Genomic DNA, 12,648 nt, shown 5'->3' on the forward strand with positions numbered 1-12,648 from the left:
AAACATTGGGCTTGAGGGCCGATCTAGTTTTTCTGCCGCGCTGACAGGGCATCCAACTGGCGGTTCAGCGCCTCCTTGCGTTCAGAGGGGAGGTCGTTCCAGTGCACATCCATCAATGCGCCTTCAATGGCGTACAGCAGAACTTTCGAAGCTCGGAAGCCGCGAGTCCGTACGGCTCGGTAAGCATCGACCGCGCCCAGGCGGCGCAAGTCAGACGCGCTGTGGATACCCACCGCATGCAGCCACTGCGCTGATGTCTTGCCGAGGTTTTTCAGGTGTTGCAGCTCATCGTTCATCAAGCCTCCTTGCGACGGCCGAATGGTGCGGTGGGTATCGTGACCAGGCAGCCTGAAAATGAGTGTAGCGCTCAGTAGGAAAAACGCAGTTCTTTGGGCAGGAACGGCTGAAAAGCTTATAAGAATGTGGCGATGCTTTAGCTGACGGGCAGGCGTGAAACGCCCGGCACGCTTGAGGCGAAGCCGGGGTTCAGAAGGTGGATTACTTGGTGCGGTAGCGTAGGCGAGTGCCGAAGTTGACTGACATCAGGATCTCGTCAGCCGTGAGCTCGGGTGGGAAGTAAGTGCCGGAAATCTGCGCGTGGGCCAGGCTCGCGCCTTCCATCGAGCAGTCGCGTAAATCCAGGCCGCGCAAGTCGGCAGAGCGAAAATAGGCGTCGGTGAAGTCAACGCCTGCGGCGTTCAGATCTCGCAGGTCCAGCCCTCGGAAGTCGCCACCGCGCATATCGATGGTGCCGTCTTGAGGGCGCTGCTGGTTGAAGCCGCGGATGTCATCCTTGTGCAGGAGCGCATAAAGCGGGGTATCAAGAAGCTTGGGCTGACTCACGATAGCGACTCCTGTTAGGTGGTGATGTCATTATAGTGGCTATATTGCCGGGTCGTGCGCCATGTGGGCGACACGACCAGGAAATATTGCTTACAAGCCCGGGAGGCGCTGGCGAATATGCGCGACCAACGCATCCAGCGTTCCGCTTTCATTGGTTTCCACGCGCTTGCTCAGCAACAGCTCTTGCGCCGTCAACGGCTCACGACTGGCTTGCTGCTCTTGGATAACGCTCAGCGTTGCGTCGGACGGATCGTTTTGATCCGCCTGACGTTGTGCCAGCCAACTGCTGATAACCGCTTGAGGTGCGTTGCAATCGAGGATCAGGAATGGCGCGCCGGTGGCTTCGGCGATCTGGGCTGCCGCATCACGTTGAGCGCGTTTCAAGAAGGTCGCATCCAGCACCACCGGGTAACCTGCGCGTAGTACGGTCTCGGCAATTTCGTTCAAGCGTGTATAGGTGGCAATGCTGGCGTCCTGATTGTAGATGCCGGCCTGTGGCGCGTTTTCGACCTGCTGCTCGCCAAACAGACGCTTGCGCTCCACATCCGAACGCAGGCGTACGGCGCCCAGGGCCTCGACCAGGCGCATGGCAACATGGCTCTTGCCTACCGCTGAAACACCATGGGTGATTGCCAGAAAGCGCGACGGAATGGTGCTGTAGCTTTCCGCCAGGTTGGCGTAGTTGCGGTACTGGCGCAGGGTAGTGGCGCGCTGCACCGGGCTTGCCTCGCTCGGCATGCTGAACAGCGCAACCTTTGCACGTACCAGCGCACGGTAGGCTTTATAGAAATTCAGCACTTCCAGGCCTTGATAGTCGCCGGTCAGTTCCAGGTACTGGCTGATGAAGCGGCGCGCCAGAGACTTGAGCCCACGGTCTTCAAGGTCCATGGCGAGGAAGGCGGTATCGGCGTACACATCGGTAAAGCGGAAAGGCTCGTTGAACTCGATGCAGTCGAAGATCACGACGTGGCCGTCAATCAGGGTGGCGTTGCCCAGGTGGATGTCACCGTGGCATTCGCGAGTGAAACCATCGAGCTTGCGTTGTTCAAGCAGCGGCTTGAGGCGCTCGAAGCTGCTTTCGGCCCAGGCTTGCAGGGCCTCAAGTTGAGTCAGGTCAGCTTTGTCGCTGAGGAATGGGCGAATCTGGTCGAAGTTCTGGCGTACCGGCGCCATGACTTCATCCGGCGTGCCGGCCGGGTGCTCTTGCGGGACCTTGGGGGCAGTGAGGTGAAAGTGCGCAATCTGACTGGCCATCTCGTCGATGTGGGCGTTGGTCAGTTCGCTGTTGGCTTGCAGGGTGCTGAGCATCTGGCTTTGCGGGAACTGGCGCATTTTCAGTGCGTACTCGATGACCGGGCCGTCGCCGCCCAACTGCGGCGCGTCGGCAGTGCCGGTAATCGGCAACACTTCAAGATACAAATCTTTGGTCAAGCGCTGGTTGAGACGCAGCTCCTCATTGCAGAAGTGGCCACGTTTTTCCAGATCGGTGAAATCCAGAAATCCGAAGTTCATCGGTTTCTTCAATTTGTAAGCATAGGGACCTGTCAGAACCACCCAGGAAATATGGGTCTCGATGACTTGAAATGCTTCAACCGGATGAGGGTATAAAGCCGGGTTTTGCAGGGCAGCGATCAGGGACTGGCTCACGGGCGATCCTTCAAAGTCTGGGAGAAATCATCGTGGCCATTATGGCTGCTGATGCCAGTCGTGCAAACCGCTGTCCGGCTCATGTTGATCATCAATAAAGTGCGTATAATCCGCCGCCATGACTCGAACCCGATCTCCCCGTTCCCGTAAAAAACCTCCTTCCCGCAGCTTGCGCCCCTGGTTGGGCTGGGCGCTCAAGCTGGGCCTGGTTGGCCTTGTGGTGGTCGCCGGCTTTGCGGTGTACCTCGATGCCGTGGTGCAGGAAAAATTCTCTGGCAAGCGCTGGACGATTCCGGCCAAGGTGTATGCACGCCCGCTGGAACTGTTCTCCGGGCAGAAGCTGAGCAAGGAGGACTTCCTTACCGAGCTCGACGCACTGGGCTATCGCCGCGAACCTGTGAGCAATGGCCCCGGCGCCGCAGCCGTCAGCGGCAACACCGTCGACCTGAACACCCGTGGGTTCCAGTTCTACGAAGGCCTGGAAAAAGCTCAGCCGGTACGCGTGCGTTTCTCCGGCGATTATGTGGCTGAACTGTCCTCGCTCAATGGCTCCAAGCTGCCGGTAGTGCGCCTGGAACCGTTGATGATTGGCGGTATTTATCCGAAAAACCTAGAAGATCGCATCCTGATCAAGCTTGATCAGGTACCGCCTTATTTGCTGGAAACCCTGGTGGCGGTCGAAGACCGCGATTTCTACAGCCATTGGGGCGTCTCGCCGAAGTCGATTGCCCGCGCTGTCTGGGTCAACACCTCCGGTGGCAAGATGACCCAGGGCGGCAGTACGCTCACGCAACAATTGGTCAAGAACTTCTACCTGACCAACGAGCGCAGCCTCACCCGTAAACTCACCGAAGCCATGATGGCGATGTTGCTGGAGCTGCATTACAGCAAGCAGGAAATCCTTGAGGCGTACCTCAACGAGGTATTCGTCGGTCAGGATGGCCAGCGCGCGGTGCACGGTTTCGGTTTGGCCAGCCAGTTCTTCTTTGGGCAACCGTTATCCGAGTTGAAGTTGCATCAGGTCGCGCTGCTGGTGGGCATGGTCAAGGGGCCGTCCTATTACAATCCGCGTCGCAACCCGGAGCGTGCGCTCGAACGTCGCAATCTGGTACTCGATGTATTGGAGCAGCAGGGTGTCGCGACGGCTGAACAAGTGGCCGCCGCGAAGAAAATGCCGTTGGGTGTGACCACTCGCGGCAAGTTGGCCGATAGCTCGTTCCCCGGCTTTATCGATCTGGTCAAGCGCCAGTTGCGTGAAGACTACCGCGACGAAGACTTGACCGAAGAGGGCTTGCGGATTTTCACCAGCTTCGACCCGATCCTGCAGATGAAGGCCGAAGCGTCCGTCAACGACACCTTCAAACGCCTGACCGGCCGTAAAGGCTCGGATGAAGTCGAAGCCGCCATGGTCGTGACCAACCCGGAAACCGGTGAAGTCCAGGCCATGATCGGCAGCCGCCAGGCCAGTTTCGCCGGCTTCAACCGCGCACTGGACGCCGTGCGGCCGATTGGCTCGCTGGTCAAGCCTGCGGTCTACTTGAGTGCGTTGGAAAAACCCAGCAAGTACACGCTGACCAGTTGGCTGTCGGATGACCCGTTGTCGGTCAAAGGCGCGAATGGCCAGGTATGGACGCCGAAGAACTTCGATCGCCGTTCCCACGGCACGGTGTTCCTGTATCAGGGGCTGGCGCATTCCTACAATATTTCCACCTCGCGCCTGGGGCTTGAGGTCGGCGTGCCAAATGTCCTGAAAACCATCGCGCGACTGGGGGTGGAGCGTGAGTTCCCGGCATTCCCGTCCATGCTTCTGGGCGCTGCGGCCATGACCCCGATGGAAGTGGCGACCATGTACCAGACCCTCGCCAACGGTGGCTTCAATACACCGATGCGCGGGATCCGCAGTGTGCTGACCGCCGAAGGCGAACCGCTCAAGCGCTACCCGTTCCAGATCCAGCAGCGTTTTGACGCGGGCTCTATCTACCTGATCCAGAACGCCATGCAGCGTGTGATGCGTGAGGGTACAGGGCGCTCGGTGTACAGCGTGCTGCCGTCGAACCTGACGCTGGCGGGCAAGACCGGTACCAGTAACGACTCGCGTGACAGCTGGTTTGCGGGTTTCGGCCAGGATGTATTGGCCGTGGTGTGGCTGGGGCGTGACGATAACGGCAAGACGCCGTTCACCGGTGCGACCGGCGCGCTGCAGGTATGGACCAGTTTCATGCGCAAGGCTGACCCGTTGCCGCTCAACATGCCCCAGCCGGACAATATCGTGCAGGCCTGGATTGATCCGCACACCGGCCAGGGCTCTGATGCCAACTGTCCGGGGGCGGTGCAGATGCCGTATATTCGCGGCAGCGAACCACCACCCGGCCCTGCGTGCGGTGGCATTGCCCCTGCTGACGCGGATTCGGTGATGGATTGGGTCAAGGGCTGGATGAATTAAGCAAAGAGGGTTTCAAGTGAACAAGTTGTGGATTCCAGCAATTACGGCTCTGGCTTTGCTCGGCGGTTGCTCCAGCGTGCAGCGCGGCTCCATCCCTGTGGTGGACTCAAGCACGTCCGTCTCCAATAACGACCGCATTTCGGCCAATGGCGGCTTCCGTCAGACGGTAGTCAAGCGGCCTGCCCAGGCTGCAACCCAGGCAATTCCCCAGGACTCCGGCGTCGTGGTGATGGTGCCTGGCAGTGGTGCTGCAACCTCGGCGCCTATCAGCGCCGAGCCATGGACCCCAGGCCCTAGCACTTCCGGGCCGGTTAACGCCACGCCGATTCAAACCGCGCCGGTCAACCAGGGCACCTACAACATGCCTTCGACGCCGAGCGGTATTCCGTCATCGTCCAATGCGGGCGGGTTGTCGGCTGACGAACAACTCGATGGCCCGGTGCTGGCGCTGCTCACCACCGCTCAGCAGCAGCAGGCGGGTGGCGATTTGAATGGCGCCTCGTCGAGCCTTGAACGTGCCCAGCGCGTGGCGCCGCGTGAGCCACAAGTGCTGTATCGCCTGGCCCAGGTGCGCATGGCCCAGGGCGATGCGCCCCAGGCGGAGCAATTCGCTCGCCGTGGCCTGAGCCTGGCCAATGGCCGCCCAGACCTGCAAGCCAGCCTTTGGGCCTTGATCGGTGATGCGCGTGCCGCCCAGGGCGATGCAGCGGGTGCCGCCCAGGCGCGACAGAAAGCCAAGGTCAGCCTCTGATGGATGCACGTTTCCCAGCGATCGCCGAACAGCTATTGCTGATCGAGCGAGAACTGCGCGTGCAGGGCTGGTGGGATGAAGAGTCCCCCGGTGCTGAAGCGCTCAGCAGTGTCGAACCCTTTTCAGTCGATACCCTGGACTTCCACCAGTGGCTGCAATGGATCTTCCTGGTACGCATGAAGCAGATCCTTGAACAGGACCTGCCCTTGCCGAATGCATCGGGGATCCTGGAAATGGCCGAGATGGTCTATGCCGACCGACCGCGGGAGAGCCTCGGCTTGCGTAACGCGCTGAAAAAGTTCGATCAATTGATCGTCGACGCTCGTTAATTGCCTGACTGCCGGGTTTTCCGGCAGTCTTGCGCACATTTCTACCGCTTGACGACATTCAGGCGAGTTTTATCCCTCCTCAAAGCCCTTTCTTCTACGTTCTCATGCGCTTAGTTGGAAAAAAGCGCAATTATTGCTTGACTTGAAGGGCCTGAAACAGAAGAATCCAAAGTCCGCTGTATCGGGACTGCCAGAAGCAGGCCCGCTCAGCAGATCATGAGGCGCACACCCGCGCCGACCTGTAACACCCGCAACGCGTTACCTCGCGCTGGGTGGGAAAAGCCCGCAACACTTGGGACGATCCCAATACTTGCTCAGTCAGTGCTGACGTAGTCGGCGACCACCGTCGCTCATGCTCTGTTGAGAAGTAAACCTATTAAGACCCGTCGGTTTTTAACGGACGGTATTCTGGCGTTTTAGAGGTGAACAACGTGGAGCTTTTATCTGGCGGTGAGATGCTCGTCCGCTTTTTGCGTGACGAAGGCGTCGACTATATCTACGGGTACCCAGGTGGTGCTCTGCTGCATGTCTACGACGCACTGTTCAAGGAACCGGCTGTTACCCACATCCTGGTTCGCCACGAACAGGCCGCGACCCATATGGCTGACGGTTACGCCCGTGCCACCGGTAAAGCCGGCGTGGTACTGGTAACGTCTGGCCCAGGCGCAACCAATGCCATTACCGGTATTGCGACTGCGTATATGGACTCCATCCCGATGGTGATCATTTCTGGCCAGGTGCCAAGCACCATGGTCGGCACCGACGCTTTCCAGGAAACCGACATGATCGGTATTTCCCGCCCGATCGTGAAACACAGCTTCATGATCAAGCACGCGTCGGAAATCCCGGAAGTCATGAAGAAGGCGTTCTACCTCGCACAGTCCGGTCGTCCGGGCCCTGTGGTGGTGGATATCCCGAAAGACATGACCAACCCGGCCGAAAAATTCGAATACATCTTCCCCAAGAAAGCCAAGCTGCGTTCCTACAGCCCGGCCGTCCGCGGGCACTCGGGGCAAATCCGCAAGGCGGCAGAAATGCTCCTGGCAGCCAAACGCCCCGTGTTGTACTCCGGCGGTGGCGTGATTCTGGGCGGCGGTTCCGCTCCGCTGACCGAACTGGCCAAGCTGCTCAACCTGCCGGTGACCAACACCCTGATGGGCCTCGGCGCATTCCCGGGTACGGACCGCCAGTTCGTCGGTATGCTCGGTATGCACGGCAGCTACACCGCCAACCTGACCATGCACCACGCTGACGTGATCCTGGCCGTGGGCGCGCGGTTCGATGACCGTGTGATCAATGGTGCGAGCAAGTTCTGCCCGAATGCCAAGATCATCCATATCGACATCGACCCGGCGTCCATCTCCAAGACCATCAAGGCCGATGTGCCGATCGTGGGGCCGGTGGAGAGCGTGTTGACCGAAATGGTCGCAGCGCTCAAGGACATCGGCGAGGCACCGAACAAGGAGTCCGTTGCCAGCTGGTGGAAGCAGATTGACGAATGGCGTGGTGATCGCGGCCTGTTCCCTTATGACAAGGGCGACGGCAGCATCATCAAGCCACAAACCGTGATCGAAACCCTGTGCGAAGTGACCAAGGGCGACGCCTTTGTAACCTCCGACGTGGGCCAGCACCAGATGTTCGCGGCGCAGTACTACAAGTTCGACAAGCCTAACCGCTGGATCAACTCCGGTGGCCTGGGCACGATGGGCTTTGGTTTCCCTGCGGCCATGGGTGTGAAACTGAGCTTCCCGGATGCCGACGTTGCCTGCGTCACCGGCGAAGGCAGCATCCAGATGAACATCCAGGAGCTGTCGACGTGCCTGCAATATGGTCTTCCAGTGAAGATCGTCTGCTTGAACAACGGCGTGCTCGGCATGGTTCGTCAATGGCAGGACATGAGCTACGGTAGCCGTCACTCCCACTCCTACATGGAATCGTTGCCGGATTTCATCAAGTTGGTTGAAGCCTATGGCCACGTCGGCATTCGCATCACTGATTTGAAAGATCTGAAGCCGAAGATGGAAGAAGCGTTCGCCATGAAAGACCGCCTGGTGTTCATCGATATTCAGGTCGATACCAGCGAGCACGTCTATCCGATGCAAATCAAAGACGGCTCCATGCGCGACATGTGGCTGAACAAGACGGAGCGTACTTAATCATGCGGCATATTATCTCCCTGCTTCTGGAGAACGAGCCCGGCGCCTTGTCCCGTGTTGTCGGCCTGTTTTCGCAACGCAACTACAACATCGAAAGCCTGACCGTGGCGCCGACCGAAGACCCGACCCTGTCGCGCCTGACGTTGACCACTGTTGGCCACGATGAGGTGATCGAGCAGATCACCAAGAACCTCAACAAGCTGATCGAAGTGGTCAAGCTGGTCGACCTGTCGGAAAGCGCCCACATCGAGCGCGAACTGATGCTCGTCAAGGTCAAGGCCACGGGTGCCCAGCGTGCCGAGATCAAGCGCACTACCGATATTTATCGCGGGCAGATCGTCGATGTGAGCGCCAGCGTTTATACCGTTCAACTGACCGGTACAAGCGACAAGCTGGACAGCTTCATCCAGTCGATCGGGACAGCCTCGATTCTGGAAACCGTACGCAGTGGTGTCACCGGGATTGCCCGTGGCGACAAAGTACTCAGCATCTAACCCAAATTAGCGAATGGCCTTACGGCCTGGATATATAGAGGAACCTCATGAAAGTTTATTACGATAAAGATTGTGACCTGTCGATCATCCAGGGCAAGAAAGTCGCCATCATCGGCTACGGTTCCCAGGGCCACGCACAAGCGTGCAACCTGAAAGATTCCGGCGTGGACGTCACCGTTGGCCTGCGCAAAGGTTCGGCTACTGTTGCCAAGGCTGAAGCCCACGGCCTGAAAGTGACCGACGTTGCTTCCGCCGTAGCGGCTGCCGACCTGGTCATGATCCTGACCCCGGACGAGTTCCAGTCCTCGCTGTACAAGAACGAAATCGAGCCGAACATCAAGAAGGGCGCCACCCTGGCCTTCTCCCACGGCTTCGCGATTCACTACAACCAGGTTGTGCCGCGCGCTGACCTCGACGTGATCATGATCGCGCCGAAAGCGCCGGGCCACACCGTGCGTTCCGAGTTCGTCAAAGGCGGTGGTATCCCTGACCTGATCGCGATCTACCAGGACGCGTCGGGCAACGCCAAAAACGTTGCACTGTCCTACGCTGCTGGCGTCGGTGGCGGTCGTACCGGCATCATCGAAACCACGTTCAAGGACGAGACCGAAACCGACCTGTTCGGCGAGCAAGCCGTTCTGTGCGGCGGTACCGTTGAGCTGGTCAAGGCCGGTTTCGAAACCTTGGTTGAAGCTGGTTATGCGCCGGAAATGGCCTACTTCGAATGCCTGCACGAACTGAAGCTGATCGTTGACCTCATGTACGAAGGCGGTATCGCCAACATGAACTACTCGATCTCCAACAACGCCGAGTACGGCGAGTACGTGACCGGTCCGGAAGTGATCAACGCCGAGTCCCGCCAGGCCATGCGCAACGCCCTGAAACGTATTCAGGACGGCGAATACGCCAAAATGTTCATCAGCGAAGGCGCTACCGGCTACCCTTCGATGACCGCCAAGCGCCGTAACAACGCCGCTCACGGTATCGAAGTCATCGGCGAGCAACTGCGCTCCATGATGCCGTGGATCGGTGCCAACAAGATCGTCGACAAAGCCAAGAACTAAGTCGTACGCATCAAGGGAAAACGCGGCTTAGGCCGCGTTTTTTCGTTTGAGGGGCCGGTTCTGGTATAAAGCTGCATCGTTTGCGGGCGAACACTCGCCGCAAGTATCTGTCGAATTTTTTTCACACCGTTGCAAGGTAAAGTCCATGAGCGAACGTCCCGAAGAGCCAAACCAGGCTTCCGACGCCGAAAGCATGCTGCCGATCGATGAACATGTCGAAGAAGGGCATGACGCCGAAGGCCGTAAGGTCCGGCATCGTGGCATCTATCTTCTGCCCAATCTGTTTACGACGGCGAACCTGTTTGCCGGCTTTTATTCCATCATCAACTCCATGAGTGCCCAAAGTGCGCTGGCGGCAGGTGATGCGGCGAGTGCCAGCAAGTACTTTGGTTTTGCTGCCATCGCAATCTTCGTGGCCATGGTGCTCGACGGCCTGGATGGGCGCGTAGCGCGGATGACCAACACCCAAAGTGCTTTTGGCGCCGAGTACGACTCGCTGTCGGACATGGTTGCCTTTGGTGTCGCCCCTGCGCTGCTGGCTTTTGCTTGGGCATTGGGTGACATGGGCAAGGTCGGCTGGATGGTTGCCTTCATCTATGTCGCCGGTGCCGCGTTGCGACTGGCGCGTTTCAATACGCAGGTGGGCACTGCCGACAAGCGTTACTTCATCGGGCTTGCCAGCCCGGCAGCCGCCGGCGTCGTGGCGGGTATCGTCTGGGCGTTCAGTGATTACGGCATCCAGGGGTCGAAGATGTCGTTCCTGGTAGCGTTGATGGTTGCAGCGGCCGGGATGCTGATGGTCAGCAATATCAAGTACAACAGCTTCAAGGAGCTGGACCTCAAAGGGCGCGTGCCTTTCGTGGCGATCCTTGTGGTGGTGCTTGTGTTTGCAGTGGTGTTCAGTGATCCGCCGCGGATTCTGCTGCTGGCGTTCCTGGTTTACGCCGCGTCTGGTCCGATTCAGTATTTGCTGCATCTGCGCCGGGACAAAACATTGCCTTAATGTAATTTCCCCCATACTCCGCAGTCTATTGGTGCATCAGTTCTCCAATGCTGCGGAGTTGCCATGTTAATCAAACTACCCAAAGCGTCCGATTGCCATGAATCGGATGTCACGCCTGAATCCCTCTATTTCTCTCGTCGCAGTTTGCTCGGCGGTGCGCTGGCCGGTATTGCCGCCAGTAGCTTGCCGCGTTGGGCCAGTGCGGGCGATGCGGCGCGTTATGCCGATGTCGAAGCGGGCAGGGCGCCCAACTGGTTTGCCGAGAAGCTTCCTGGTACGAAATGGCAGGCGGTGACGGTCAAGGACGAGGCGATCACGCCGTTCAAGGATGCAACCCACTACAACAATTTTTATGAGTTCGGTACCGACAAGGGCGACCCGGCGGCGAATGCAGGTGCGCTCAAGACCGAGCCGTGGAGTGTTGTGATCGATGGTGAAGTGGCCAAGCCTGGGCGTTATGCCTTGGAAGACTTCATGAAACCCTATGAGCTGGAAGAACGGATCTATCGATTGCGCTGCGTTGAAGCCTGGTCGATGGTGATTCCGTGGATCGGTTTCCCGATCTCGGCCTTGCTCAAGCAGGTTGAACCTACCTCCAAAGCGAAGTACATCCGTTTTGAAACCCTCCAGGACCCGAAGAGCATGCCTGGGCAGCGCTCCAGTTTCGGCTTGATCGACTGGCCTTATGTAGAAGGGCTGCGTCTGGACGAAGCGATGAACCCGCTGGCGATTCTCGCCGTAGGTATGTATGGGCGCGAGCTGCCTAATCAGAATGGTGCGCCGTTGCGCTTGGTGGTGCCGTGGAAGTACGGCTTCAAAAGTGTCAAATCCATCGTGCGGATCAGCCTTGTCAGCGAGCAGCCGAAAACCACCTGGCAGAGCATTGCGGCTGATGAGTATGGGTTCTACGCAAATGTGAACCCTACGGTCGATCATCCGCGGTGGACCCAGGCGCGGGAGCGACGTCTACCCAGTGGCCTGTTCAGCCCGAACGTGCGCGATACGCAGATGTTCAATGGCTACGCGGATGAGGTCGCGTCTTTATATACAGGTCTCGATCTGCGGAAGAACTACTGATGCGCTTTCCAATCTGGCGCATTGGAGTCTTTATAGCTGCGGCGGTTTGGCCATTGCTCTGGTTGTATGAAGCATGGAGTTTTGCCCTGGGGCCTGATCCGGGCAAAGTGCTGGTCGATCGCTTGGGGCTGGGTACGTTGATCCTGCTGCTGATCACGCTCGGGATGACGCCGCTGCAGAAGTTGAGCGGTTGGGCAGGGTGGATCGCGGTACGCCGGCAGTTGGGGCTGTGGTGCTTCGCCTATGTAGTACTGCATTTGGCGGCATACTGCGTGTTCGTCCTTGGGCTCGATTGGTCGCAGCTCGGCGTAGAACTGCGCAAGCGGCCCTACATAATTGTGGGGGCGCTGGGGTTTATGGCTCTATTGGTGCTGGCTGTCACATCCAACCGCTATAGCCAGCGTCGATTGGGTAGCCGCTGGAAGAAGTTGCATCGCTTGACCTATGTGATCCTGGGCCTGGGTTTGCTGCACATGCTCTGGATAGTTCGGGCTGATCTGAAGGAATGGGCTGTCTACGCTTCCATTGGTGCACTGCTTCTTTTGTTGCGGGTGCCACCGGTGATGCGCCGAATCCCTCGCCTTATTGCTAAAAAGACACCTTCTGCCACAAAAGTGTAATTAACCCTTGACGGCAGATTCTGGAAGCCTATAATTCGCCCCACTTCCGGCGCAGTCGAAACGGAAAACTCCTTGGTAAACAATGAGTTACGTAGTTTTCGGCAGCAGGCTGCTTCAGTTCATCGAAGCCAAAAGGAAGTTGAAAAAGAGGTGTTGACAGCAGCGTGTAACGCTGTAGAATTCGCCTCCCGCTTCGGAGAGATCTTAAGCGCAAGTGGTTG

12 protein-coding genes are annotated in these 12,648 nt (G+C 58.4%); 9 read left to right on the forward strand and 3 right to left on the reverse strand.

Features of this window, described 5'->3' with window-relative positions; all coding sequences use genetic code 11:
- Positions 1-23: 23 nt before the first annotated feature.
- The 3 genes from J1G33_RS14205 to J1G33_RS14215 form a co-directional block, all read right to left on the reverse strand.
- Positions 24-296, reverse strand: a complete 273-nt coding sequence (locus J1G33_RS14205; RefSeq protein ID WP_005791418.1) for a TfoX/Sxy family protein — start codon at positions 294-296, stop codon at positions 24-26.
- Between the two features lie 202 nt (positions 297-498).
- Positions 499-843 (reverse strand): pentapeptide repeat-containing protein, encoded by a 345-nt coding sequence (locus J1G33_RS14210; RefSeq protein ID WP_032879466.1) that lies wholly within the window; start codon positions 841-843, stop codon positions 499-501.
- Between the two features lie 90 nt (positions 844-933).
- Positions 934-2,490 carry a bifunctional aminoglycoside phosphotransferase/ATP-binding protein gene (locus J1G33_RS14215; RefSeq protein ID WP_032879467.1) on the reverse strand — a complete coding sequence of 519 codons (1,557 nt, stop codon included), beginning with the start codon at positions 2,488-2,490 and terminating at the stop codon, positions 934-936.
- 118 nt (positions 2,491-2,608) lie between these two features.
- Between J1G33_RS14215 and mrcB the strand changes: the two genes are divergently transcribed.
- The 9 genes from mrcB to msrQ all read left to right on the forward strand — a co-directional run bounded on the left by mrcB (position 2,609) and on the right by msrQ (position 12,427).
- Positions 2,609-4,933, forward strand: coding sequence for a penicillin-binding protein 1B (mrcB, locus tag J1G33_RS14220; RefSeq protein WP_223018246.1), 2,325 nt, complete (start codon positions 2,609-2,611; stop codon positions 4,931-4,933).
- Between the two features lie 16 nt (positions 4,934-4,949).
- Positions 4,950-5,684 carry a tetratricopeptide repeat protein gene (locus J1G33_RS14225; protein ID WP_005791411.1) on the forward strand — a complete coding sequence of 245 codons (735 nt, stop codon included), beginning with the start codon at positions 4,950-4,952 and terminating at the stop codon, positions 5,682-5,684.
- Positions 5,684-6,013 carry a YqcC family protein gene (locus J1G33_RS14230; protein ID WP_032879470.1) on the forward strand — a complete coding sequence of 110 codons (330 nt, stop codon included), beginning with the start codon at positions 5,684-5,686 and terminating at the stop codon, positions 6,011-6,013. Before J1G33_RS14225 ends, J1G33_RS14230 begins: the two co-directional genes overlap by 1 nt.
- A 431-nt stretch (positions 6,014-6,444) precedes the next feature.
- Positions 6,445-8,169, forward strand: a complete 1,725-nt coding sequence (locus J1G33_RS14235; RefSeq protein WP_005791407.1) for an acetolactate synthase 3 large subunit — start codon at positions 6,445-6,447, stop codon at positions 8,167-8,169.
- Positions 8,170-8,171: 2 nt separating this feature from the next.
- Positions 8,172-8,663, forward strand: coding sequence for an acetolactate synthase small subunit (ilvN, locus tag J1G33_RS14240; protein WP_003176102.1), 492 nt, complete (start codon positions 8,172-8,174; stop codon positions 8,661-8,663).
- 47 nt (positions 8,664-8,710) lie between these two features.
- On the forward strand, positions 8,711-9,727 hold the full coding sequence (gene ilvC, locus J1G33_RS14245) for a ketol-acid reductoisomerase (protein WP_003194132.1): 1,017 nt from the start codon (positions 8,711-8,713) through the stop codon (positions 9,725-9,727).
- Between the two features lie 145 nt (positions 9,728-9,872).
- Positions 9,873-10,730, forward strand: a complete 858-nt coding sequence (gene pssA / locus J1G33_RS14250) for a CDP-diacylglycerol--serine O-phosphatidyltransferase (protein WP_005791399.1) — start codon at positions 9,873-9,875, stop codon at positions 10,728-10,730.
- A gap of 63 nt (positions 10,731-10,793) precedes the next feature.
- Complete coding sequence (gene msrP, locus J1G33_RS14255) at positions 10,794-11,807, forward strand: protein-methionine-sulfoxide reductase catalytic subunit MsrP (RefSeq protein ID WP_032879471.1); 1,014 nt, start codon at positions 10,794-10,796, stop codon at positions 11,805-11,807.
- Entirely contained in the window at positions 11,807-12,427 is a 621-nt protein-coding gene (msrQ, locus tag J1G33_RS14260) for a protein-methionine-sulfoxide reductase heme-binding subunit MsrQ (protein ID WP_032879472.1), read from the forward strand. Before msrP ends, msrQ begins: the two co-directional genes overlap by 1 nt.
- The last annotated feature ends 221 nt before the right edge of the window (positions 12,428-12,648 follow it).

This window comes from Pseudomonas sp. P867 (assembly GCF_019891455.1).
GTDB classification, from domain to species: Bacteria; Pseudomonadota; Gammaproteobacteria; order Pseudomonadales; family Pseudomonadaceae; genus Aquipseudomonas; species Aquipseudomonas synxantha_A.

What these genes read in the sequence shown, in the direction of transcription:
- J1G33_RS14205 (WP_005791418.1), bottom strand. Translation starts at nt 296, where the DNA reads ATGAACGATGAGCTGCAACACCTGAAAAACCTCGGCAAGACATCAGCG.
- msrQ (WP_032879472.1), top strand. Translation starts at nt 11,807, where the DNA reads ATGCGCTTTCCAATCTGGCGCATTGGAGTCTTTATAGCTGCGGCGGTT.
- J1G33_RS14230 (WP_032879470.1), top strand. Translation starts at nt 5,684, where the DNA reads ATGGATGCACGTTTCCCAGCGATCGCCGAACAGCTATTGCTGATCGAG.
- msrP (WP_032879471.1), top strand. Translation starts at nt 10,794, where the DNA reads ATGTTAATCAAACTACCCAAAGCGTCCGATTGCCATGAATCGGATGTC.
- mrcB (WP_223018246.1), top strand. Translation starts at nt 2,609, where the DNA reads ATGACTCGAACCCGATCTCCCCGTTCCCGTAAAAAACCTCCTTCCCGC.
- pssA (WP_005791399.1), top strand. Translation starts at nt 9,873, where the DNA reads ATGAGCGAACGTCCCGAAGAGCCAAACCAGGCTTCCGACGCCGAAAGC.
- ilvC (WP_003194132.1), top strand. Translation starts at nt 8,711, where the DNA reads ATGAAAGTTTATTACGATAAAGATTGTGACCTGTCGATCATCCAGGGC.
- ilvN (WP_003176102.1), top strand. Translation starts at nt 8,172, where the DNA reads ATGCGGCATATTATCTCCCTGCTTCTGGAGAACGAGCCCGGCGCCTTG.